General features: G+C 72.0%; 17 protein-coding genes and 1 pseudogene. 8 read left to right on the top strand and 10 right to left on the bottom strand.

Annotation, left to right across the window (positions count from 1 at the left end):
• Nucleotides 1-32 precede the first annotated feature (32 nt).
• Complete coding sequence (locus ACZ4Z5_RS11275; protein ID WP_468259987.1) at nt 33-1,118, bottom strand: carbohydrate kinase family protein; 1,086 nt, start codon at nt 1,116-1,118, stop codon at nt 33-35.
• Nucleotides 1,100-2,023 (bottom strand): pseudouridine-5'-phosphate glycosidase, encoded by a 924-nt coding sequence (locus tag ACZ4Z5_RS11270; RefSeq protein WP_468259984.1) that lies wholly within the window; start codon nt 2,021-2,023, stop codon nt 1,100-1,102. Before ACZ4Z5_RS11270 ends, ACZ4Z5_RS11275 begins: the two co-directional genes overlap by 19 nt.
• A 592-nt stretch (nt 2,024-2,615) precedes the next feature.
• Here ACZ4Z5_RS11270 and ACZ4Z5_RS11265 point away from each other — a divergent pair.
• Nucleotides 2,616-2,978, top strand: coding sequence for a cupin domain-containing protein (locus ACZ4Z5_RS11265; protein WP_468259982.1), 363 nt, complete (start codon nt 2,616-2,618; stop codon nt 2,976-2,978).
• A gap of 13 nt (nt 2,979-2,991) precedes the next feature.
• Here the strand turns inward: ACZ4Z5_RS11265 and ACZ4Z5_RS11260 are convergent, their stop codons facing one another.
• Both ACZ4Z5_RS11260 and ACZ4Z5_RS11255 read right to left on the bottom strand, forming a co-directional pair.
• Complete coding sequence (locus tag ACZ4Z5_RS11260) at nt 2,992-4,350, bottom strand: MFS transporter (RefSeq protein WP_468259979.1); 1,359 nt, start codon at nt 4,348-4,350, stop codon at nt 2,992-2,994.
• A 669-nt stretch (nt 4,351-5,019) separates the two neighbouring features.
• Nucleotides 5,020-5,640, bottom strand: coding sequence for a methylated-DNA--[protein]-cysteine S-methyltransferase (locus ACZ4Z5_RS11255; RefSeq protein WP_468259977.1), 621 nt, complete (start codon nt 5,638-5,640; stop codon nt 5,020-5,022).
• Nucleotides 5,641-5,829: 189 nt separating this feature from the next.
• Between ACZ4Z5_RS11255 and ACZ4Z5_RS11250 the strand changes: the two genes are divergently transcribed.
• The 5 genes from ACZ4Z5_RS11250 (at nt 5,830) to ACZ4Z5_RS11230 (ending at nt 13,141) form a co-directional block, all read left to right on the top strand.
• The gene (locus ACZ4Z5_RS11250) at nt 5,830-6,750 is read left to right on the top strand and encodes an MHYT domain-containing protein (protein WP_468259975.1); all 921 of its coding nucleotides are present in this window, start codon (nt 5,830-5,832) and stop codon (nt 6,748-6,750) included.
• Nucleotides 6,751-6,883: 133 nt separating this feature from the next.
• Entirely contained in the window at nt 6,884-9,034 is a 2,151-nt protein-coding gene (uvrB, locus tag ACZ4Z5_RS11245; RefSeq protein WP_468259972.1) for an excinuclease ABC subunit UvrB, read from the top strand.
• 132 nt (nt 9,035-9,166) lie between these two features.
• Complete coding sequence (locus ACZ4Z5_RS11240) at nt 9,167-9,745, top strand: TerD family protein (protein ID WP_468259969.1); 579 nt, start codon at nt 9,167-9,169, stop codon at nt 9,743-9,745.
• Between the two features lie 128 nt (nt 9,746-9,873).
• The gene (locus ACZ4Z5_RS11235) at nt 9,874-11,910 is read left to right on the top strand and encodes a TerD family protein (RefSeq protein WP_468259966.1); all 2,037 of its coding nucleotides are present in this window, start codon (nt 9,874-9,876) and stop codon (nt 11,908-11,910) included.
• Between the two features lie 229 nt (nt 11,911-12,139).
• Entirely contained in the window at nt 12,140-13,141 is a 1,002-nt protein-coding gene (locus ACZ4Z5_RS11230) for a TerC/Alx family metal homeostasis membrane protein (RefSeq protein WP_468259964.1), read from the top strand.
• Between the two features lie 157 nt (nt 13,142-13,298).
• Here ACZ4Z5_RS11230 and ACZ4Z5_RS11225 read toward each other — a convergent pair whose 3' ends face one another.
• From ACZ4Z5_RS11225 to ACZ4Z5_RS11210, 4 genes and pseudogenes are all read right to left on the bottom strand, one after another.
• On the bottom strand, nt 13,299-14,597 hold the full coding sequence (locus ACZ4Z5_RS11225) for an MFS transporter (RefSeq protein WP_468260496.1): 1,299 nt from the start codon (nt 14,595-14,597) through the stop codon (nt 13,299-13,301).
• Between the two features lie 107 nt (nt 14,598-14,704).
• Nucleotides 14,705-15,439: pseudogene (locus ACZ4Z5_RS11220) on the bottom strand (LD-carboxypeptidase).
• A 79-nt stretch (nt 15,440-15,518) separates the two neighbouring features.
• Nucleotides 15,519-16,175, bottom strand: coding sequence for an MBL fold metallo-hydrolase (locus ACZ4Z5_RS11215; protein WP_468259961.1), 657 nt, complete (start codon nt 16,173-16,175; stop codon nt 15,519-15,521).
• Nucleotides 16,176-16,196: 21 nt separating this feature from the next.
• Complete coding sequence (locus tag ACZ4Z5_RS11210; RefSeq protein ID WP_468259959.1) at nt 16,197-16,886, bottom strand: maleylpyruvate isomerase family mycothiol-dependent enzyme; 690 nt, start codon at nt 16,884-16,886, stop codon at nt 16,197-16,199.
• 182 nt (nt 16,887-17,068) lie between these two features.
• Here ACZ4Z5_RS11210 and uvrA point away from each other — a divergent pair, with 182 nt between their 5' ends.
• Nucleotides 17,069-20,050, top strand: a complete 2,982-nt coding sequence (uvrA, locus tag ACZ4Z5_RS11205; RefSeq protein WP_468259956.1) for an excinuclease ABC subunit UvrA — start codon at nt 17,069-17,071, stop codon at nt 20,048-20,050.
• Between the two features lie 437 nt (nt 20,051-20,487).
• Here the strand turns inward: uvrA and ACZ4Z5_RS11200 are convergent, their stop codons facing one another.
• Nucleotides 20,488-21,390, bottom strand: coding sequence for a carbohydrate kinase family protein (locus ACZ4Z5_RS11200; protein ID WP_468259953.1), 903 nt, complete (start codon nt 21,388-21,390; stop codon nt 20,488-20,490).
• A gap of 112 nt (nt 21,391-21,502) precedes the next feature.
• Here ACZ4Z5_RS11200 and ACZ4Z5_RS11195 point away from each other — a divergent pair, with 112 nt between their 5' ends.
• Nucleotides 21,503-21,931, top strand: a complete 429-nt coding sequence (locus ACZ4Z5_RS11195; RefSeq protein ID WP_468259950.1) for a Rieske (2Fe-2S) protein — start codon at nt 21,503-21,505, stop codon at nt 21,929-21,931.
• A gap of 481 nt (nt 21,932-22,412) precedes the next feature.
• On the opposite strand, the gene ACZ4Z5_RS11190 is transcribed toward ACZ4Z5_RS11195, so the two are convergent.
• Nucleotides 22,413-23,222: an inositol monophosphatase family protein gene (locus ACZ4Z5_RS11190; protein WP_468259948.1), complete on the bottom strand. Its 810-nt coding sequence runs from the start codon at nt 23,220-23,222 to the stop codon at nt 22,413-22,415.
• Nucleotides 23,223-23,303: the final 81 nt, after the last annotated feature.

The raw sequence follows: 23,303 nt of genomic DNA, 5'->3' as shown, positions 1-23,303 counted from the left end.
GCCGTCGCCGCTGCCGCCGCCGGGCCGGGCCGTCAGCCCCGGCCCGGCGGCGGCACGCCCTGACGGGCTCCCGGGCGGCGGCCGTCGCGGACCACCCGGTGGCCGTCACCGTCCTGAGGGTTCGCTCCGTCGTCACCCGGGAAGTTCGGCCCGTCGTCACCCGGAGGGCTCGGTCCGTCGGCGTCCGGAGGGCGTGCACCCGGAACGGCCACCGCCCGCGCGCCGGCCCGGCACCCCGCCTCCGCCGCAGTGGCGGGATCGGCGCCCGCGAGCCGGGCGGCGAGGAAGGCCCCGGTGAACGCGTCTCCGGCCCCCGTGGAGTCCAGGGCGTGCGCCGCCTGTCCGGGCACCCTCGCCGTCACGGCACCGCCCTCGGCGACCACCGCCCCGGAGGCGCCCAGCGTCACGGCGACCAGGGGGAAACGGCGGCTCAGCACGCCCGCCGCCGCAACGGGTTCCGCAAGGCCCGTGAGCAGGCAGGCCTCCTCGGCGTTGGGCAGGAGCACGGCCGCGCCGTCGGCGGCTGCGAGGAAGGCCGCCACACCGAGATCGCGGACGAATCCGGCCGAGGCCGGATCGATGCTCACCGGCAACCCGGCCGCGCGGGCGGACTGCATCACCCGGAGGACCAGTGCCCGGCTCGGGGCGGCGAAGAAGAGATAACCGGAGAGGTGCACCTGCCCGGCCCCGTCGAGGAGTTCGGGCATCCAGTCGTCGGGGGACAGCCGCAGCGCGGCGCCGCTGTCGGTCAGGAACGTCCGCTCCGCGCTGGTCGCGTCGACCAGCGCGACCACGGTCGCGGTCGGCGCCTCCTCGTCGACGACGAGGTACGGGCGTACGCCGGCGTGCCGCAGGTGCCGCTCGTGCCACCCCGACCACTCGTCGCCGACCCTGGCCAGCAGCCGTACGTCGGCACAGCCCGAAGCGGCCGCCCAGCACGCCACGTTGGCGCCCGCGCCCCCGGGGAGGGTCCTGATCCGGGCCGCGGTGTCCGTGCCCACGGCGAGGGGCGTCCGGTGCCGAGCCACCACGTCGGTGACCACGTCACCGACGACGAGCAGAGCAGGGGAGCCGCCGCCGTCCGTGCGCCCCGTCGTCGTCACGCGGTCGTCGCCCACGCCACCGCGATCTCCGCGGCCAGCCGGACGTTTCCGCGTACGGCCGCCACATTGGCCTCCAGGGACGCGCCGTCGGTGAAGCGGACCAGGTAGTCCAGCAGGAACGGTGTCACGGCCTGCCCGACGATGCCCCGCTCATGGCACTCGTCGAGTGCCGCGGCGAGCACCCGGTCGTGCGTCTCCGGATCGAGCTGTTCCGCCTCCGGTACGGGGTTCGCGACGACCAGCGCCGCGTCGGGGCCGCCGAGCACGTCCTGCGCGCGCAGCACGGCGGCCACTTCCCCGGGCGTACGGAGCGTCCAGTCGACCGGCTGGCCCGAGCTCGACAGGTAGAAGCCGGGGAACCGGTCGGTGCCGTAGCCGACGACGCCCACTCCGAGCGTCTCCAGCCGCTGGAGGGTCGCCGGGACGTCGAGGATCGACTTCACGCCGGCGCACACGACGGCGATCCTGGTGCGGGCGAGCAGCCGCAGGTCCGCGGACTCGTCCTGGCTCTGGGACCACTCGCGGTGCACGCCGCCGAGTCCGCCCGTGGCGAAGACCCGGATGCCGGCCCGGGCCGCCAGGAACGCGGTCGCGGACACCGTGGTCGCGCCCGTCGTCCCGGAGGCCATGGCGGGCGCGAGGTCGCGGTGCCCCAGCTTGCGCACGGAGTCGTCCCCGGCGATCCGCTCCAACTGCTCCTTGTCCAGCCCCACGTGGGGCCGGCCGTCGAGGACGGCGATGGTGGCGGGCACGGCGCCCGCGGTCCGGACCATGCCCTCCAGCTCCTCGGCGACGTGCAGGTTGCGAGGGCGCGGCAGACCGTGCGCGATGATCGTCGATTCCAGGGCGACGACGGGCCGGTGGCCGGCCAGCGCGTCCCGGACTTCCTCGGACAGGTGCAAAGTGGTGTCGTCGGGCATGTCCACATCCCTGGCACGCGCCGCATCCGCGCAAACGTCCCGCAGCCCGTCGGCTCGTGGGACCCGGGCGTTTCCTCGGGTCCCTGGTGGCGCATCGTCCTCGGTCGGCTGCTGAGTCCCCGGCAGCTCCTGAGTCCCCGGCGGCTCGTGAGTCCCAGTGGACTCTGAAGGCATGGCGGCCCGTGAGCCGGGGAGTGTGTGGCGTGACGCCCCGGCTCGTGAGTCCTGGGCGGTCTTGTGTGCCCCCGGGCCCGTGAGTCCCATGTCCGGCGGCTCGTCAGTCCCGGGTCGTGGCGGTTCGTGGGTCCTGGCCGGTTCTGTCAGGTCCTCGGTACGTGGTCCGGGGCGGCTCGTCAGGCACCGGCCCGCGAGTCCTGGTCATCAGCTCGAGCCCTCGGCTCGTGAATCCTCGGCTCGGCTCGGCCCTGGCCGACCACGGCTCCCGGGCTCGGCCACCGGCCCCCGGCGCCCCGCGCCCAGACGTCTTCCGCGAGTCCGCCGGTGCCGTGCGCGGCACCCTGTCGAGGATCCGCGGCGCGGGCTCGGCTTCCCGTCGGGGGCGGGAGCCGGATCCGGTCGTTACGGTCGGGGTATGACTTCGAACGATCACCCGCCCGCATCCTTCGCCGTGCACGTCCCCGACGCCGAGCTGGAGCCGGAGCCGCTCGACCCGGACCAGATCGTCTCGGGAACCCCCGTGGTCACCGGGAAGGTGCTCTGGGAGTCGCCGGACGGCCGACAGGTACGGGGCATCTGGCAGATCACGCCCGGCGTCGTGACCGACACCGAGGCCGACGAGCTGTTCGTGGTCGTGAGCGGCCGGGCCACCGTCGAGGTGGCGGGCGGCGCAACGTTCGAGGTCGGGCCAGGGGACGCCTGCGTCCTCCGTCAGGGGGACCGTACGACGTGGACCGTGCACGAGACGCTGCGCAAGGCGTACCACATCAGCCTCTGACGATCCCTCCGTCCTACGCGCCGGATTCCGACGGCTCCGCGCTCTGCCGCCCGTCGGACGGTTCAGGCCGTCCGGACCGCTCGGACTCCAGCTCGGGCCGGCCCTCGGCCCGGGCGAGTCCTGTGAACAGGGTCAGTCCGGCCATGGGCAGCAGCAGGCTCGCGCCCACGAGGGTCAGCCAACCGTAGCTCGCCTGCGCCACGATCAGTCCGGCCACCGCGCCGCCGATGCCGGCCGAGGCGTTCATGGTCAGGTCCGAGAGCCCCTGCACGGCGGCACGGACGGGTTGCGGCACCGAATCGGTCAGCAGCGCCGAACCCGACACCAGTCCGGCCGACCAGCCGAGGCCGAGCAGGAACAGGCCGGCTGCGGTCTGGCCGTGGTTGTCGCCCGCGGTTCCGGCGAGGAGAGCGGCGGTCGCCAGCAGTCCGGCGGCCAGACCGATCACGGCGAGCCGTCCGACCCGGTCGGACAGCCAGCCCATGACCGGCGAGAACGCGTACATGCCGGCGATATGGCCGCTGATGACCAGACCGATCAGTTCGAGACCGGCGCCGTGGTGGCCGAGGTCGACCGGGGTCATCACCATGATCGAGACCATGACGGTGTGGGTGACGGCCACCGTGAGGAGGGCGAGCCGAGCGCGTGGGGACGCCGCGACCGCCGCCACCCCGGCACGCAACGAGCGGCCCTCGGGGGAGTGGCCGTCCCGTGGTGTGAGCGCCCGCGCCGTGAGCAGTGGATCGGGACGCAGCAGCAGCGCGACGACCGCGGCGGCGAGCAGGAAGATCCCGGCAGCCCAGAGGAAGGGCCCGGCCGTCTCGGGGATCGATGTTCCGTGGAAGGAGCGGCTTGCGGGCGCCGCGAGGTTCGGGCCGAGTACGGCACCGATCGTGGTGGCCCACACGACGGTGGAGATCGCGCGGGCGCGGTGGTCGGGCTCGGCGAGGTCGGCCGCGGCGAACCGCGCCTGGAGGTTGGCGGAGGAGGCGGCGCCGAAGGCGGCCATGCCCAGAAGCAGCAGTGGGAAGCTGCCGATGGCGGCGGCGAGGACCACCACACCGCCGCCGGCCGCTCCGATCAGGTACGCCAGGACCAGTCCGGGTCGTCGCCCCCGTGAGGTCATCAGTGCGGCCAGGGGCATCGACAGCAAAGCGGTGCCGGCCACGGACGCGGTCGGGCCGAGACCGGACAGCGCCTCCGTGCCGCTGACGACGGTGGCGAGCACCGGGGCGAGCGTGATGGCGATGGGCACGCCGAGGCCGCCCAGGATCTGGCTGATGATGAGCACGAACTGGGTGCGCCGACGCAGTGCCTTCAGCCCGGCGGCATCGAGAGGGCCGGCGTCGGCGGCCTTGTCGACGGCCGTCACCGGGAGAACGCCTTGTCGGATATGCCGTCGGCCGTGTCGTTCGAGAGGTGGGCACCGAGGAGCGCCGCCAGGAGCCGGCATGAAGCGGAACCACTCACACTTGTAGTCACCGGGGCAGTGTGACACCCCTTACAACGAGGTGAAACCCGTATATCGGCTCATCGGGCGCCTGCTCACCGTCGTCTCGGTCACAGTCCACCAGTACGCCGTCCCTCAGTCCACCGGCATCTCGGTCACCGGGCCACTGGGCTTTCGGCAGCAGAACAGGGGCCGCCGTTCGCTCCGGGTCACAGGCTTGTGGTCCACTGCTTCACCCGCCCGGGGCTCCGGCCCCCGGCCTCGGTGCCCGGCTCGACGGCACCCCGCCCGTCTGCCACCTCCGTCCATCGGCACGACGGCACCCGGCCAACGGCCACCGGTCCGTCGGCACCCCCAGCCGTCGCCCACGCGTGGCCCGACCGTGTCCGTGGCCGACACCGCGTCGAGCGGCGCGAACGCTGCGGCGCCCGCACAGCGTAGAGCGTCGACAGCGCCTCGCCCTGGCCGCCGCCGACCTGCCGGGGCGACTCGTGCCGCCGTTCGTCGCCGTCACCACTTGGCGTCGGCGTCGTCATGGTCGGCACCCGACACGCCGGCACCGCGACGCACTGCCCTCCGTCCCGCAGCCCCTCAGAACAGCGGCGCAGGCAGCACACCCTCCAGGGCCAGCAGTTGCCGCTTGGTCTCCAGACCCCCGCCGAAGCCGCCCAGGCCGCCGCCGCTCTCCACCACCCGGTGGCAGGGCACCACGATCGGCAGCGGATTGGCGCCCATCGCCGCGCCGACGGCCTGGGCCGCGCCGGGCCGGCCCACCCGGTCCGCCAGGTCCCCGTAGCCCACGACCGTGCCGTACGGCACGCCCGCCGCCAGCTCCCGCAGCACCGTCCGGTTGAACCCGGATATCAGGGTCCAGTCCAGCGGGAGGGTGAACTCGCGCAGCCGTCCCGCGAAGTACGCCTCCAGTTGGCGTATCGGCTCGGAGAGCCGCCCGGCCGCGGGAACCGGCTCCGTGCCGAGCCGGGACGCCAGGGCGGCCCGAGCGCGGTCCCGCACCCGGTCGTCCGCGTGGAACACCACGTTCACCAGGCCCTCGTCGGTCGCGGCCAGGAACAGGGGTCCGATGTCGCTGGGGACGACCGCCCACTCGCAGTGACCGGCCGCGCCGTCGTGACGCGGGGTGCCGTCGGGGCCGGTGGCAGGGCCACCGGACAGCTGCCCGTGGTGCCGGTCGGATCGCTGGTCGGAGTTCACACGGACCACGGTACGGCCGGGCACCGACAACGAGTGCCGGGATCCCTCACGGACCCATGGGGCAGGCCGGGTCCCCGGTCGTGCGGGCGGCGCGGGGCTGCCGAGGCCGCCGGGTGTCGGATGGCCGGTTTTCACACCGCGTATTTGCCTGCAAGATGTGTCCCGCTGGAACGGTCGAAGGGTACGCGTATGCACGGCACGGTCGACGGATTCACCTATGGCCTGATCACGCCCGTGGCCGCGTACGTCATGGCCTGCCTCGGCGGTGCTCTCGGGCTGCGCTGCACGGCCCGCTCCCTGACCGCCGGGACCGGTGGACGGGTCCGCAAGCGCGGATGGCTCGCGCTCGGCGCGATGTCCATAGGGTCCGGGATCTGGTCCATGCACTTCATCGCGATGATGGGCTTCTCCGTCCACGAACTGCCGGTGGCCTACGACCCCCTGACCACGTTCGCCAGTCTCGGCGTCGCCGTCGTCATGGTCGGCATCGGCATCCTCATCGTCGGCCACCGGCGGTGCACCCCCATGTCACTGGTGACCGGTGGGACCATCACCGGTCTGGGCATCGCCTCGATGCACTACCTCGGCATGGCCGGGATGCGGTTGTCCGGACGGCTGGAGTACGACACCCTCACCGTCGCCGCCTCCGTGACCATCGCCGTGGTCGCCGCCACCCTCGCCCTGTGGGCGGCGGTGTTCGTCCGCGGCTTCCTGCCGAGTCTGGGAGCCGCACTGGTGATGGGGCTCGCCGTCAGCGGTATGCACTACACCGGGATGGCCGCGGTCCGCGTGCACCTGCACGATCCCGTCGCGCCGACGGCCGGCGATACCGCTTCCGTCGCCGTCCTGGCGCCGATGCTGACCGGCCCGGTCGTCTTCCTGCTGCTGGCCGGCGTGGTTGTGCTGTTCGACCCGCTCGCCGTCATGGGCGGCACCGAGCGGGAACGGCTCCGGCTCCGTACCGTGCCCCGGCAGCGCGTGACGTCCCCCGAACCCGGGGAGACCCTCGACGCCGCCTCAGGACAGGGCGCCGCTCCGGATACCGGGGAGCCCGCACCCGCCGCCGCTCCGGTCCGGCCGCAGAGCACCGTCTCCCCCTGGGACTGGTGAGACCACGGGACTGGTGAGACCACGGGACCGCTGAGACCACGGCACCGGCGCGTGCGGCAGACAACGGGACTCCTGAGACCACGGGATCGGCGGACCACCCCGGACTGTCAGTGGCGGGTCGTACGGTGGTGACATGCGGCCCGTATCCCAGATCGAACGCACGGTGGCGCCCTTCGAGGTCGTCAGCCAGTACCGTCCCAGCGGCGACCAGCCCTCGGCCATCGCCGACCTGGAAAGGCGCATCCGCGCAGGTGAGAAGGATGTCGTGCTGCTCGGTGCGACAGGCACCGGCAAGTCGGCGACCACGGCCTGGATGATCGAGAAGCTCCAGCGCCCGACCCTTGTGATGGCGCCCAACAAGACCCTCGCCGCCCAGCTGGCGAACGAGTTCCGGGAGCTGCTCCCGAACAACGCCGTCGAGTACTTCGTCTCGTACTACGACTACTACCAGCCCGAGGCGTACGTCCCGCAGTCGGACACGTACATCGAGAAGGACTCCTCGATCAACGAGGAGGTCGAGCGGCTGCGCCATTCCGCGACCAACTCCCTCCTCACCCGGCGTGACGTCATCGTGGTCGCCTCGGTCTCCTGCATCTACGGCCTCGGTACGCCCCAGGAGTACGTCGACCGGATGGTGCCGCTGGAGGTCGGCCAGGAGATCGACCGCGACCAGTTGCTGCGCCGCTTCGTCGACATCCAGTACACGCGCAACGACCTCGCGTTCACCCGGGGCACCTTCCGGGTGCGCGGCGACACCATCGAGATCTTCCCGGTCTACGAGGAGCTGGCCGTCCGCATCGAGATGTTCGGCGACGAGATCGAGGCGCTGTCGACGCTCCACCCGCTCACCGGCGAGGTGATCAGCGAGGACGAATCGCTGTACGTCTTCCCCGCCAGTCACTACATCGCCGGCCCCGAGCGGCTGGAGAAGGCGGTCAACGGCATCGAGCGGGAGCTGGAGGAACGCCTCGCCGAGCTGGAGAAGCAGGGCAAGCTGCTGGAGGCCCAGCGGCTGCGCATGCGCACCACCTACGACATCGAGATGATGCGGCAGATCGGCACCTGCTCCGGCATCGAGAACTACTCGATGCACCTGGACGACCGCAGCCCCGGCACCGCGCCCAACACCCTGCTGGACTACTTCCCCGAGGACTTCCTCCTCGTCATCGACGAGTCGCACGTCACCGTGCCGCAGATCGGCGCCATGTACGAGGGCGACGCCTCCCGGAAGCGCACCCTCGTCGAGCACGGCTTCCGGCTGCCCTCCGCACTCGACAACCGCCCCCTGAAGTGGGAGGAGTTCCTGGAGCGCGTCGGCCAGACCGTCTACCTCTCCGCCACTCCCGGTCCCTACGAACTCTCCCGCGGCAACGGCCAGGTGGAGCAGATCATCCGTCCCACCGGCCTCGTCGACCCCGAAGTGGTGGTCAAACCCACCGAGGGCCAGATCGACGACCTGGTGCACGAGATCCGCCTCCGCACGGAGCGGGACGAACGCGTCCTGGTCACCACCCTCACCAAGAAGATGGCCGAGGACCTCACCGACTACTTCCTGGAACTGGGCATCCAGGTGCGCTACCTGCACAGCGACGTCGACACCCTGCGCCGCGTCGAGCTGCTGCGCGAACTGCGCGCCGGCGAGTTCGACGTCCTCGTCGGCATCAACCTGCTGCGCGAGGGCCTCGACCTGCCCGAGGTGTCCCTCGTCGCGATCCTCGACGCCGACAAGGAGGGCTTCCTGCGCTCCGGCACCTCGCTGATCCAGACCATCGGCCGGGCCGCCCGGAACGTCTCCGGGCAGGTCCATATGTACGCCGACAAGATCACCCCGGCGATGGAGAAGGCCATCGAGGAGACCAACCGGCGCCGGGAGAAGCAGGTCGCCTACAACACCGAGCACGGCATCGACCCGCAGCCCCTCCGGAAGAAGATCAACGACATCGTCGCCACCATCGCCCGCGAGGAGGTGGACACCGAGGAGCTGCTCGGCACCGGATACCGGCAGACGAAGGCGGAGAAGGGCGGGAAGACGGCGAAGGCCCCCGTCCCCGCGCTCGCCGGCAAGGCCGCGAAGGGGAGTGCCAAGGGCAGGAGGGCCACCGACGGGGGAGCGGTGCTCACGGACCGTCCTGCCGCCCAACTCGCCGAGACCATCGAGGAGATGACCGAGCGGATGCGGGCCGCCGCGGCGGAGCTCCAGTTCGAGATGGCCGCACGGCTGCGCGACGAGGTCGGTGAACTCAAGAAGGAACTGCGCCAGATGAGGGAGGCGGGGCTGGCCTGACGGCGGTCCGCGGCCAGGTGTGTTGCAAGACCGACACAAAAAGAACCGGGCCCGCCGCGCTGTCGGTGGCACTGCGTAGGGTTTGGCCAACCGCACACACACCTTGCTGTGGGGATTGAGAGGGGACAGCGCGTGACGGTCAACATGACCAAGGGACAGGCCATCAGCCTCGAGAAGAAGGACGGCGGGACTCTGACCGCGGTGCGCATGGGCCTCGGCTGGAAGGCAGCGCCCCGACGCGGCCTGTTCGGTTCCCGCACCCGCGAGATCGACCTCGACGCCTCGGCGGTGCTGTTCGCCGACAAGCAGCCGGTCGACGCGGTCTTCTTCCGCCACCTCGTCAGCGACGACGGCTCGGTCCGGCACACCGGCGACAACCTCGTCGGCGGTGCCGGCCAGGGCGGGGACGACGAGGCGATCCTCGTGGACCTGGCACGTGTACCGGTCCACATCGACCAGATCGTCTTCACGGTGAACTCCTTCACCGGCCAGACGTTCCAGGAGGTGCAGAACGCCTTCTGCCGGATCGTCGACGAGACCACCGGCCAGGAACTGGCCCGCTACACCCTGGACGGCGGCGGCCAGTACACCGCCCAGATCATGGCCAAGGTCCACCGCGTGGGCGACGGCTGGAAGATGACCGCCCTGGGCAACCCGGCCAACGGCCGTACGTTCCCGGAACTGATGCCCGCCATCCTGCCGCACCTGTAGGCCGCGTCCGCCGAGCGGTCCGTCCGCCGGGCGGCACCATTCCGCGCGACCACGACCTGCCCGCAGCTCCCGGAGGGACGTCCGCCGGGAGCTGCACCGCATCGACGCGACAAAGGGGACAACTGGCAATGACGGCCGAACTGGTCCGGGGGCAGAACCACCTGCTGCCCCGGACCCGACTGGAGATCCGGGTGTCGGCCGGCAAGCCGGTCGTCGCCGCGGCGACGCTCGCCGACGACAACGGCACCGTGAGCGGCCCCGAATGGGTCGTGCACCCCGGTGCGCCCCAGCTGCCCGGTGTCGAGGTCTCCCGGCAGGCCGCCGCCGACCACCGGCTCGCCGTGGACCTGGAGGCGCTGCCCGCCCATGTCCACCGCGTCGGCATACTGCTCGCCCTGCCCCTCGGCGGCGGACCCGTCCGGTTCGGGGCCTTGGCCGCGCCGTTCGTCGCCGTCACCGGGCTCGACGGCTCGGAGATCGCCACCTACACCGTCACGGGCCTGGACACCGAGTCCGCCGTCTTCGCCGTGGAGCTGTACCGCCGCCAGGACGCCTGGAAGGTCCGCGCGATCGGCCAGGGCTACGCGGGCGGCCTCGCCGCGATGTTCGCCGACCAGGGGCTCACCGGGGCCCAGGAGATCGCCTCCACGGTGCACGAGGCCGTCGCGGACGGACTGGCCAGGTCGGTGGCCCAGCCGCCCGCGCGCGGCGGCGACTCCCGTGTCCACGCCGCGGCGCGGCCCGACACCACGGAGACCTCGGCGGGCCCGGGTCGGCAGACCGCACCCGGTCCCTCCGCCCACGACACCCCGCACAGCGGCACCCCGGGCCCTTCGGGCGTCACTGGACCCTCTCCGAGCGTCGCGGGCTCCTCGAACAGCACGGGCGCCCCGGCTGTCGACGGTCACGCTCCCGGAACCGGCGCCACGGATACCGGCGACGGCCGCATCGACTACTCCCACCCCCGCCGGGCCCGCTCCGCGCCGCCGCCCCCGCCGCCCGCCGCTCCCGCCGCCGAACCGGGGCGGCCCGCCCAGCCCGTCGCCGGCGACGCCACCGGCTGGTCGATGGACGAGCGGCTCTACAACCAGGTCTGGGGCATGTTCGAGGACCTGGCCCGTACCACCGCGGCCTATCGCAGCGCCGTCGACTTCGCCGACTCCCGGATGGAGCAGGAGCTCGACCGGGTGCTCTCCGACCCCCGCAGCCGGATCGGATCGAGCGGCGACCTCGCCCGCGAGGAGGCACGCGGCAAGCACGACCGGCTCGTCGGTCAGGCACGCGAGGCCCTCGACCGGGATCTCGCCCAGCTCACCGCCGAGTCCGAGGTCGTCGAACCGGCCCTGCCTCCCGCGTACGCCCGCTGGGACAACCCGGTCTGGCACGGCTACCGGGTGCCGATGGAGAGCCCCATGGCGCTCCGCATCGGCGATCTGCACCTGCCCGAGAGTCCCCAGCTGCGCATTCCGATGCTCGTCCGGCTGCCACTGGAGCGGGGCCTGTGGATCGACTCGGGCCGTTCCGGGTCGGACGCCGCGGAGATCCTGGACCCCGCGCAGGTCCAGCGGCTCGCCCTCGACACGGCCGCCGCGCTGGCCGCCAGGATGCTCGCGGTCCACCCGCCGGGCGACCTGTCCGTGCACGTCGTCGACCCGGCCGGTGCGGGCGCCGCGGCGTTTGCGCCGCTCGTCGAAAGCGGGGTGCTCGCCGGACCTCCCGCGAGCGGGGCCCAGGGCGTGACGGCCGCGCTCGCGCAGCTCACCGAACGCGTGGACCTGGTGCAGATGGCGGTCCGCGCCGGTGCCTCCGACGCGCTCCCGCCCGGCCTGGACACGGCGCAGCAGCTGCTGATCGTCAACGACTTCCCGCACGGTTTCGACGACCGGGCGGTCACCCGGCTCCGCTACCTCGCCGACGAGGGCGCCTCGGTCGGCGTGCATCTGCTCATGGTGGCCGACCGTGCCGAGGCCGCCGCCTACGGCCCGGTGCTCGACCCGCTGTGGCGTTCGCTGCTCAGGCTCACCCCGGTCCCGGACGACCATCTCGCGGACCCCTGGGTGGGGCACGCCTGGACGTACGAGCCTCCGCTGCCTCCGCAGGGCAGTGGGATCCTGCGGCAGGTCCTCGGACAGGTGGCGGACGCCCGTCGGTCCTGGGGTCGCTGACCTGGCCCTTTGATCATCTCTTTACCTCGGCCTTTACCTTTCTTTGGGATTCCCTGTACTCTTCTTGACGCGGAGGGGAGTACTCCCGCCCTGCGGTGTTCCCGTCAGTACGGACCCGGCCTATCCGGTGTCCCGGGGCACCGGTCCGCGGCACGGCCACCGTGCCCGGACGGAAGAGACCTCCGGCAGCGACGACGCTGATCAGTTGCCGTACGACGCCGGAGGCGCAATGGACGTTTCGTGGACCCTGTGGGCGGTGACCATCCTCGGTCTCTCCGCCCTGATCGCTGTCGACTTCTTCATCGGGCGCAAGCCCCATGACGTGTCGGTCAAGGAAGCCGGGATCTGGACCGTCGTCTGGATCGTCCTGGCCGCGCTCTTCGGCCTCGGCCTGCTGGTGTTCGGCAGCAGCCAGGCCTCCGGCGAGTTCTTCGCCGGCTTCATCACCGAGAAGTCGCTCAGCGTCGACAACCTCTTCGTCTTCGTCCTGATCATGGCGAAGTTCTCGGTGCCCTCCCACCTCCAGCAGCGGGTGCTGCTCGTGGGCGTGCTGATCGCCCTCGTGCTGCGCGCGATATTCATCGCCGCCGGCGCAGCGATCATCGCGAGCTTCTCCTGGGTCTTCTACCTCTTCGGCGCGTTCCTGATCTGGACCGCCTGGAAGCTGATCAAGGAGGCCCGCTCGGGCGAGGAGGAAGAGGAGTTCGAGGAGAACCGGCTCCTCATGTCGATCGAGAACCGCTTCGGTGTCGCGGACAAGTACCACGGCACCAGGCTGTTCATCCAGAAGAACGGCAAGCGCGTCCTCACCCCGCTGATGGTCGTCATGCTCGCCATCGGCACCACGGACGTGCTGTTCGCCCTGGACTCGATCCCCGCGATCTTCGGTCTGACCCAGGACCCGTACATCGTCTTCACCGCCAACGCCTTCGCCCTGATGGGTCTGCGCCAGCTGTACTTCCTCATCGGCGGACTGCTCAAGAAGCTCGTCCACCTCAGCTACGGCCTCTCCGTCATCCTGGGCTTCATCGGCGTCAAGCTGGTGCTGCACGCCCTGCACGAGTCCGGGGTGCACGTCCCCGAGATCTCCATCCCGTTCTCGCTGACCGTCATCTGCGGCGTGCTGATCGTCACCACCGTCACCAGCCTGATCGCCTCGAAGAAGCAGGCGCAGGCGGAGGCGAAGGACCTGGAGTCCGGCGACAAGGACCGCGCGTCCGTGGAGGCGTGACACCGAGGAGACGTATGTGGGCCGGGTCGCCGAGGCGACCCGGCCCACGTGCATATCGTGACGAACCGGCCGAACGGGCCATCGATGCCCCGGCGCAGGGACCCGGGTACTCGCCCCGCCCCGGGGACCGACGTCCGATGGGCGGCGAGTGGTGGGGCTACGTGGCCACTTCCCGGGCCGTCGCCTCCCCGGCGGGCTCGGCCGGCTCCGGCAGGGGCCGGGTCTCCGGAAGCAGCGCGAAACAGCCCAGGCTCACCAGCGCCACCCCGGTCAGATACGCGGCGACACCCCACGGCGGCCCGTCACCACCCGACACCGCCGTCGCCACGATGGGCGTGAGGGCCCCGCCGAGCACCCCGGCCAGGTTGTAGCCGACCGCCGCACCCGTGCACCGGACCCGCGGTTCGTACAGCTCCGGCAGATAGGCGGCGATCACCGCGAACATCGTGATGAACGACAGCAGTGCCCCCAGGAACCCGAGGAACATCAGCAGCGGCTTCGCCGTCTGCAACAGCATCACCATCGGGAACATCCACACCGCGGAGGCCGCACACCCGACCAGGCACAGCGGTCGCCGGCCGTACCGGTCGCCGAGCATCGCCGCCAGTGGCGTCACCGCGCCCTTGACCGCCACGGCCGCCATGATGCAGGTCAGCATCACCGTGCGGCTCACGCCCAGGCGTTCCGTGCCGTACGCCAGCGCCCAGGTCGACACCGTGTAGAAGATCGCGTACCCGACCGCGAGCGCGCCCGCCGTCAGCAGCACCAGACGCCAGTGACCGCGCAGCACCTCGGTGAGCGGCGCCTCCGCCCGCCGCCCGGACTCCGCCATCTCCCGGAACTGCGGGGTCTCCTCCAGGCTCGACCGCAGCAGCAGTCCGCCCAGTGCCAGCAGCCCCGCGCCCCAGAACGGCACCCGCCAGCCCCACTCCTGGAACTGGGCGTCCGTCAGCCCTGCCGCGAGCGCCAGCATCACCCCGTTCGCCAGGAGGAACCCGACGGCCGGTCCGACCTGCGGGAAACTCGCCCACAGTCCGCGCTTCGCAGCCGGCGCGTGCTCGGCCGTGAGCAGCACCGCCCCGCCCCACTCGCCGCCGAGCCCCAGCCCCTGGAGGAAGCGCAGCACCAGCAGCAGCACCGGCGCGGTCACCCCGATCGAGGCGTACGACGGCACGAACCCGACCGCGACCGTGGCGAGTCCGGTGAGCAACAGCGAGGCGAACATCACCGGACGACGGCCGTACCGGTCGCCGATGTGCCCGAAGAGCGCCGACCCCAGCGGCCGCGCGACGAATCCGACCGCGAACGTCCCGAAGGCCGCCAGCGTCCCCGCGACGGGCGAGAACGTAGGGAAGAACAACGGGCCCAGGACGAGCGCGGCAGCCGTCCCGTAGACGAAGAAGTCGTAGAACTCGACGGCGGTACCGGCGAGGGACGCCGCGGCCAGCCGCGGCATCGACGGAGCGTGACTGTTGTCCATGCCGCGCCAACTTCCCGTGACAGCCTGTGGTTACGCAGGCGTACCGGGGCGCTCTCGGCGCACTACCGGCACGCGACGGACGTTCAGTACGTCACGGTAATGCGCCTGGCGGACGCGTCCACCCGGATCCGGCCACCGTAGGGAATGACCAGTTGCGGGTCGGTGTGCCCCAGATCGACGGCGTCCGGCGCGTAGGTGCCGAGGGCACGCAGGACCGCCTCCCGCTGCTCCCGCGCGTACCCGGCGGCCCGCGCGGGGGTGTTGCGGCAGCTGAGCGACCAGGTCTTGGGGCGGCCCATCAGCAGGGCGGGGAAGCGCCGCAGCAGTCCGCGCTCACCCATGTTCCGGAGCATCCGGAAGACCTCGACGGCGCCCGGCAGTTCTTCGGAGGTCTCCAGGAACAGCACACAGCCGTCGTACGCGGACGGATCCGACCGGATCTCGCGGTCCGCCGCGAGCATCCACGACAGGATCTCAGGGCTTCGGGTCGGCGCGGATCAATTCGCTGTCCAGCAGGGGGAGGTACGGTGATCCGGTCGTCCCCGCCGATGCTCGTCAGCACGGCCCGGACCGAGTCGTCGGCGAACGCGGCGTGGACGTCGCCGGCACGCTCCCGGGGCGTGGACCCCATCTTCCGGGTCGCCGGATACGGGCGTCAGTCCGAAGTCCTTCTCCAGTCCGGAGAGGCCCAGTTCGTACGGCAGGGGGCGCAGGCCGGGCGGTCCCCGACGAGGGGGAGATGACGGCGATATGACGGCGATGCGGTCTCCGGGACCGGCTTGCGGGGCTGGATGAACGGGATCATTCGGGAACGCCAGTCGGCCACCGCCGGCCCGGGCAGCGCATTTCCCCGCCGCCCGGTCCGCGACCGCCCTGAGGTGCCGGCGGCGTGCGGGGTCACCACCCGCGGGCGTGCCACTCGGGCAGCTTCGGACGCTCGGCGCCCAGGGTGGTGTCGTTGCCGTGGCCCGGGTACACCCAGGTCTCGTCGGCCAGTTCGTCGAAGAGCTTGGTCTCCACGTCGTGGATCAGGCTCGCGAAGGCCTCGGGGTCCTTCCAGGTATTGCCCACACCGCCGGGGAACAGACAGTCGCCGGTGAACACATGGGGGTGTCCGTGCGGGTCGTCGTAGACCAGGGCGATCGACCCCGGTGTGTGGCCCACCAGGTGCCGGGCGGTCAGCTCGACCCGCCCGACCCGGACCGTGTCCCCGTCGTCCAGCAGGACGTCCGTGGGCACCGGGATGCCCTCGGCGTCGTACCGGCCGGCGTGGGTGCGGGCGCCGGTCGCGGCGACGACGTCGGCCAGCGCCTGCCAGTGGTCGCCGTGCCGGTGGGTGGTGACGACGGCGGTGATGCCGTCGTCACCGATGAGCCGGAGCAGGGTCGCGGGCTCGGCGGCCGCATCGATCAGCAGCTGCTCGCCGGTGGTCCGGCAGCGCAGGAGGTACGCGTTGTTGTCCATCGGTCCGACGGCGACCTTGGAGATCATCAGGTCCGTCAGCTCGTGCACATCGGCGGGGCCGCCGACCTTCACCGCTCCGCTGTAGGTCATGGGATCAGCGTACTCAGCCGCTCACAGGGGCGGCAGCGCGGGAAGCGCGCCGCCCGTGACCCGCAGGGCCGAGCCGTCGCGCCGGCCGGAAAGCCATCCGAGCAGTTCGGGGGCGGATCCCTGTACGGAGACGGGGCCGCCCTCGGCGCCGCCGCCGGTGCTCCAGGTGCGGCCGGCGTCGTCGACGACCGTGACCGGGGGGACGGCCGCATGTCCGGCGAACCGCTCGGTGAGGAACTCGATCTCCCGTGCCGTGAACTCCTCGGGAAGGTCCTCCAGCTCGTACCCCACGCCCAGGTCGACGTGGTGCAGCTCGACCTCCACCAGGCGCCGGAACGGCACCCGGGCGGCGACGTCGGTGACGCCGTTGCGCAGCTCCACCGTGCGCGACCAGTCGGCGGGCGCGGCGGCCACGTCCTGGAAGCGGGCCGCGCCGTCCCGGACGTCGGCGAGCTGGACGTCGACCGGCCGGGGTGCGTCGCGCTCGATGTCGGCCTCGCGGGCCTCGGCGCTCTCGTACATGGGACGGCCCTCGAAGACGTTGACCAGGGCGTCGGCGTTGCGGGCGAGGTGTGCCAGCAGGTGGCCCCGCGTCCAGCCGGGCAGCCGTGACGGCTCTCCCACGGCCGCGTTGTCCAGTTTGCCGACGGCGGCGAGGAGCCGGTCGGTCGCTTCGCGTAGGGATACCAGGTCATGCGCGTGATCGATCATGAGGCTGACGATAGTCCCGGCACTCGATCGGGTGAAGCTCCTCCGGTGAGTCCAAAAATCGAATGCGCGTGCTATACGCTCGGGTGAGGCAACCTTGGAAGTCAGAACCCATCGCTGTGGAGGCCCCCTAGTCTGGGACCGGGGCCGAGCCCCCGCTTCTCTCAAGAAAGGTGCGGACCGGCGTGGCCGACCGTCTCATCGTCCGTGGCGCTCGCGAGCACAATCTCAAGAACGTCTCGCTCGACCTCCCCCGTGACTCCCTCATCGTGTTCACGGGCCTCTCGGGGTCGGGCAAGTCCTCGCTCGCCTTCGACACGATCTTCGCCGAGGGTCAGCGCCGGTACGTCGAGTCATTGTCCTCCTATGCCCGGCAGTTCCTCGGGCAGATGGACAAGCCGGACGTCGACTTCATCGAGGGGCTGTCCCCGGCGGTCTCCATCGACCAGAAGTCGACCTCCCGCAACCCGCGCTCGACGGTCGGCACGATCACCGAGGTCTACGACTACCTCCGGCTGCTCTTCGCCAGGATCGGCAAGCCGCACTGTCCCGAGTGCGGCCGGCCCATCTCCCGGCAGTCGCCGCAGGCCATCGTCGACAAGGTCCTGGAGCTCCCCGAGGGCAGCCGATTCCAGGTCCTCTCGCCGCTGGTCCGGGAGCGCAAGGGAGAGTTCGTCGACCTCTTCTCCGACCTCCAGACCAAGGGGTACAGCCGGGCCCGGGTGGACGGGCAGACCATCCAGCTGACCGACCCGCCCAAGCTGAAGAAGCAGGAGAAGCACACCATCGAGGTGGTCGTGGACCGCCTCACCGTCAAGGAGAGCGCCAAGCGGCGGCTCACCGACTCGGTGGAGACCGCCCTCGGCCTGTCGGGCGGCATGGTCGTGCTCGACTTCGTCGATCTCCCCGAGGACGACCCCGAGCGCGAGCGGATGTACTCCGAGCACCTGTACTGCCCCTACGACGATCTGTCGTTCGAGGAGCTGGAGCCGCGTTCCTTCTCCTTCAACTCGCCGTTCGGTGCCTGCCCCGAGTGCACGGGCATCGGGACCCGCATGGAGGTCGATCCCGAGCTGATCGTCCCCGACGAGGAGCGCAGTCTCGACGAGGGCGCGATCCACCCCTGGTCCGGCGGCCACACCAAGGAGTACTTCGGGCGGCTCGTGGGCGCGCTCGCCGACGCGCTGGGCTTCCGCACCGACATCCCGTGGGCCGGGCTGCCGCAGCGGGCCAGGAAGGCCCTGCTGTACGGGCACAAGACGCAGATCGAGGTGCGCTACCGCAACCGCTACGGCCGCGAGCGGGCGTACACCACCGGCTTCGAGGGCGCGGTGCCGTTCGTGAAGCGCCGCCACTCCGAGGCCGAGAGCGACTCCAGCCGGGAGCGCTTCGAGGGCTACATGCGCGAGGTGCCCTGCCCGACCTGTGAGGGCAGCCGCCTCAAGCCGATCGTCCTCGCGGTCACGGTCATGGACAAGTCCATCGCCCAGGTCTCGGCGATGTCGATCAGCGAGTGCGCCGAGTTCCTGGGACAGCTGAAGCTCAGCGCCCGCGACAAGAAGATCGCCGAGCGCGTCCTCAAGGAGGTCAACGAGCGACTGCGCTTCCTCGTCGACGTGGGCCTGGACTACCTCTCGCTGAACCGCGCGGCCGGCACGCTCTCCGGCGGCGAGGCCCAGCGCATCCGTCTCGCCACGCAGATCGGCTCCGGCCTCGTCGGAGTGCTCTACGTCCTGGACGAGCCGTCCATCGGCCTGCACCAGCGCGACAACCACCGGCTCATCGAGACGCTGGTCCGTCTGCGCGACATGGGCAACACCCTGATCGTCGTCGAGCACGACGAGGACACCATCAAGGTCGCGGACTGGGTCGTCGACATCGGCCCGGGCGCCGGTGAGCACGGCGGCAAGGTCGTGCACAGCGGACCGCTGAAGGAGCTCCTCGTCAACGAGGAGTCCATGACCGGCCGTTACCTCGCCGGCAAGAAGGCCATCTCGATGCCCGACGTCCGGCGTCCGGTGGACCCGGCGCGCCGGCTCGTCGTGCACGGCGCCCGGGAGAACAACCTCCGCGACATCGACGTGCCGTTCCCGCTCGGGGTGCTGACCGCGGTCACCGGCGTCTCCGGATCCGGGAAGTCGACCCTGGTCAACGACATCCTGTACACGCACCTGGCCCGCGAGCTGAACAACGCGCGCACGGTGCCCGGCCGGCACACCCGGGTCGAGGGCGACGACCTCGTCGACAAGGTCGTGCACGTCGACCAGTCGCCCATCGGCCGTACGCCCCGGTCGAACCCGGCGACGTACACCGGCGTCTTCGACCACGTCCGCAAGCTGTTCGCGGAGACCATGGAGGCGAAGGTGCGGGGCTACCTGCCCGGCCGCTTCTCCTTCAACGTCAAGGGCGGACGCTGCGAGAACTGCGCGGGCGACGGCACCATCAAGATCGAGATGAACTTCCTCCCGGACGTGTACGTGCCGTGCGAGGTCTGCCACGGCGCCCGCTACAACCGGGAGACCCTGGAGGTCCACTACAAGGGCAAGTCCATCGCCGAGGTCCTGGACATGCCGATCGAGGAGGCCCTGCACTTCTTCGAGGCCGTCCCGACGATCTCCCGGCACCTCAGGACCCTCAACGAGGTCGGACTCGGCTACGTCCGGCTCGGACAGTCCGCGCCGACGCTCTCCGGCGGCGAGGCCCAGCGCGTCAAGCTGGCCTCGGAGCTCCAGAAGCGCTCCACCGGCCGCACGGTCTACGTCCTGGACGAGCCGACCACCGGTCTGCACTTCGAGGACATCAGCAAGCTGATCAAGGTGTTGTCCGGACTCGTCGACAAGGGCAACACGGTGATCGTCATCGAGCACAACCTGGACGTCATCAAGACCGCGGACTGGGTCATCGACATGGGCCCGGAGGGCGGCAGCGGCGGTGGACTGGTCATCGCCGAGGGCACACCCGAGGACGTCGCGGCCGTCCCCGCCAGCCACACCGGCAAGTTCCTGAGGGAGATCCTCGGCGCCGAGAGGATCAGTGACGCGACGGTGCCGGCCGCGCGGAAGCGCACCTCGGCGAAGAAGACGACCGCGGCGAACTCGGTGGCCGCGAAGGCGGCCCCCGCCAGGAAGACGGCGACCGCCAGGGCCCGTGTTGCCGACAAGGGCTGACAAGCCGGCGCCCGGACTCCACGGCTCGGCGCCCGTGATGGCGTGACGGTTCGGGGCCAGGGGGCGGCTCGGTCCGGCCGACCTGCCGCGCCCGGGCCCAGGGGCGGACTCCGGAACCGGCCGTGGACCGCGGCTCGGGTCCGTGAGGGCCGCAAGACCGGGGGGCTTCTCCGCGTGGTCCGGGGGGCGCTGTGGTTGCCGGGCGGTGGCTCTCGGGGCCACCGGCCAGGCGGGCCGGGTTGGGCGTCGCATCGTCGCATCGTCATGGCGTCGCATCGTCATGGCGTCGCGCAGCGCCTCGGCCGGGCATCCGGCGGTACGGGGCCGGCTGTCGGTCTGGTCCCGTACCGCCGGTCCGCTCACCTGCCGCGGCCGACGACTTCCGGGCCGTCCTTCCCGTTCGTTCCGGGAAGGGCGTCCGCCGCCGCCCGCCTCGGCTACGCCAGTTCCGTGGCCGTCGGAGGGTGTGCTCCCGCGCGGGAGCAGGTCAGGGCTGCCGCGCGGGCCGCGAAGCCCAGTACCTCCGTCCAGTCGCGCGGACCGAGGCCGTCCAGCCGCCGGCCGGCCAGCAGGTGGAGCAGCGCCGCGTTCACCGTGTCGCCCGCGCCGATGGTGTCCACGACCTCCACCGGCGCCGCGGCGACCGAGACCTCCAGCCCGCTCCTGGTCCGGACCATGAGCCCGTCCCCGCCCCGGGTGAGCACCACGGCGGCCGGGCCCAGGGCCGTCCAGTCCCGCGGTGTGCCGCCGAGCCAGGCGGCGTCGTCCTCGGAGAGCTTCAGCAGGGTCACGTGGGGCAGCCAGCCCCTGAACCGAGCCCGGTAGGCGTCCGCGTCCGGGATCAGAGCGGGCCGGACGTTCGGATCGAGGAGGGTGAACGACCCGCGTCGCGCCTCGCGCCGCAGCAGCGCCTCGTACGCGCTCGCGCCCGGCTCCAGTGCCAGCGAGCACGTGCCCACCGCCAGCGCCCGCACCTCCTCGGGCAGCGCGGGCGGCAGCTCGAAGAGCCGGTCCGCAGTGCCCTCCGCGTAGAAGCCGTACCCCGCGGATCCGTCCGTACGGACCGTCGCCACCGCGAGGGTCGTCGGTTCCGGGCCCCGCTGCACCAGGGACACGTCCACCCCGGCCGAGCGGAGACCGGCGAGCAGCGCCTCGCCGAAGCCGTCCGTGGAGATCCGCGAGCAGAAGGCCGTACGGGCACCGAGCCGACCCAGTGCGACGGCCGTGTTGTACGGACCGCCGCCCGGCCTCGGGTGCAGCGCCGGCAGGGATCCGACGCCCGTGGCGGCGGTCCCGGCCGGCACCAGGTCGATCAAGGACTCACCTGCGACGACGATCACGGCTCCTGAACGTAGCCCATCGTCCGGGGGCCGAGAAGGCCACAGGTATCGTCGAACTCGTCGAAAACACCCCGACAACGCCCATGATGCACGCCTTGACCAGGGAGTCCGTATGCCCGGCCCGTCCGCCGCCCGCCGAACCGTGCTCAAAGGCGCCGCCCTCGCCGGCGCGGCCGGGGTGTGCGCAGCCGCCTGCTCGACGGAGTCCAAGCTCGGGCACGCCCGGACCCCCACGCCCACGGCACCGGTGCCGCTCGGCCCGACGGCCGCCGTACCGGTCGGCGGCGCGAAGCTCTACCGCGAGCAGCGCCTGCTCGTGGTCCGTCCCGCCGAGAACGAGTACAAGGCGTTCAGTGCGCAGTGCACCCACGCGGGCTGTGTTCTCGACAAGATCGAGAACATGGAGGGCAACTGCCCCTGCCACGGCAGCCGTTTCGACGTGAACACCGGCAAGGTGCTCCAGGGCCCGGCGACCGTGCCGCTGCCGGAGGTGCCGGTCGTGGCCAAGGGCGGCAACCTCGTCGCGGGCCCGGACGCCTGAAGCCGCGCCCACCGGCCGGTCGCACTTCGGGCCGGCTCAGCGGGGTCCGGTCCGCCCCGGGATCCCGACCCTGAGGACGCCGGTCCGAGCCGGTCCTGAGCATGCCGGGCCCGGGCGGTCGTGAAGGCCCCGTTCCCGAGGGCCCTGGTCCCCAGGGCCCCGGCCGCGGACGGCCGTGAGGACCCCGCGCGGTCGTGAAGGCCCCGTCCCCGAGGGCCTCGTTCCCGAGGGCCCCGGTCACGGACGGCCGTGAGGACCCCGGACCGGGCCCGCCGCCCGACCACACAGGCCGGAGTGCTCGACCAGGTGTGTCGCCGAAGGGTGTGGCGCGGCCCATCGCCCGCACCTGGACCGTCGCCGTCATGCGCGCCGCGGTCGTCGCCGCCACGCGCACCACGGTCATCACCGTGGCCCGCGGCCGGGGCGTCCCGTCGCCCGCACCGGTCCCGATGCGTGCACCCGTCACACGCCCCGGCCACCCTCACTCCCGTACCGCCGCCACCACAGGCGAGAGCCGTTCGACGGCCCACCGCTCCAAGGGACCTGCTCCCTCCCAGCCCGGGCGTACGGCGACGAAGCCGCGGGCCGTCACCGGGTCCGGGCCGCCCACCGGGGTGTAGCGGCCGCCCGCCGTCCGTACCAGTACCGCGCCCGCGGCGACGTCCCACGGGCGGATGCCCGAGTTGCAGGCGAGGTCCGTCCGCCCCGCTGCCGTCCACGCCAGCGACAGCGCCGTCGAATAGATCCTCCGGACGTCCGCCCTCGCCATCAGGTCCGTCAGGAACCGCGCGCCCGTCAGGTCGTCCGGGCGCAGCGGTACGTCCGTAACGGCCAGCGGACGTCCGGGGGACTCCGTGGGGGGCGGCGGCGCGGCGCCGTCGACGCGCAGCGGCACCCCTTCGCCACCGCTGAACGACTCGTCGCGGAAGACGTCGTGCACACAGCCCGCGACCAGCCGGCCGTCCACGGCGGCGGCGACGGCCACGCACGCCAGCGGCAGCCCGCGCAGGTAGTTGTGGGTGCCGTCGAGCGGGTCGACGTACCAGGTGACCCCGGAGCCCGGACGCGGCGCCAGCTCCTCGCCGACGACGGCCGAACCGGGCACCGCCTCCGCCAGCAGGGAGCGCAGCGCCCGCTCCGCGGTCACATCGGCGTCCGTGACCTGTTCGTGCGCGCTCTTGGACCGCACATCCAGCGGCTCGGCCGCGCGTCGGCGCAGCAGGGCGGCCGCCTCCCGGCAGGCGTCCCGGGCGGCCGTCACCAGGCGTTCGACGTCATGGGCAGCGGTCACGGCCCGATCATAGGCACGGGCCGGGGGACCGGGCGCCGCGCCGGTGATCATGGCGGATGAGACCTCCCGCTGTCACACCGC

This window comes from Streptomyces sp. NPDC030222 (assembly GCF_055573115.1).
Note: the sequence above shows the minus strand (reverse complement) of the source record. Positions and strands in the feature narration are given on the sequence as shown.

Bases quoted from the DNA above. Each gene is read 5' to 3' on its own strand.
- ACZ4Z5_RS11195 (WP_468259950.1), top strand. From the start codon at position 21,503: ATGCCCGGCCCGTCCGCCGCCCGCCGAACCGTGCTCAAAGGCGCCGCC.
- uvrB (WP_468259972.1), top strand. From the start codon at position 6,884: ATGCGGCCCGTATCCCAGATCGAACGCACGGTGGCGCCCTTCGAGGTC.
- ACZ4Z5_RS11215 (WP_468259961.1), bottom strand. From the start codon at position 16,175: ATGACCTACAGCGGAGCGGTGAAGGTCGGCGGCCCCGCCGATGTGCAC.
- ACZ4Z5_RS11225 (WP_468260496.1), bottom strand. From the start codon at position 14,597: ATGCCGCGGCTGGCCGCGGCGTCCCTCGCCGGTACCGCCGTCGAGTTC.
- ACZ4Z5_RS11250 (WP_468259975.1), top strand. From the start codon at position 5,830: ATGCACGGCACGGTCGACGGATTCACCTATGGCCTGATCACGCCCGTG.
- ACZ4Z5_RS11270 (WP_468259984.1), bottom strand. From the start codon at position 2,023: ATGCCCGACGACACCACTTTGCACCTGTCCGAGGAAGTCCGGGACGCG.
- ACZ4Z5_RS11210 (WP_468259959.1), bottom strand. From the start codon at position 16,886: ATGATCGATCACGCGCATGACCTGGTATCCCTACGCGAAGCGACCGAC.
- ACZ4Z5_RS11265 (WP_468259982.1), top strand. From the start codon at position 2,616: ATGACTTCGAACGATCACCCGCCCGCATCCTTCGCCGTGCACGTCCCC.
- ACZ4Z5_RS11230 (WP_468259964.1), top strand. From the start codon at position 12,140: ATGGACGTTTCGTGGACCCTGTGGGCGGTGACCATCCTCGGTCTCTCC.
- ACZ4Z5_RS11235 (WP_468259966.1), top strand. From the start codon at position 9,874: ATGACGGCCGAACTGGTCCGGGGGCAGAACCACCTGCTGCCCCGGACC.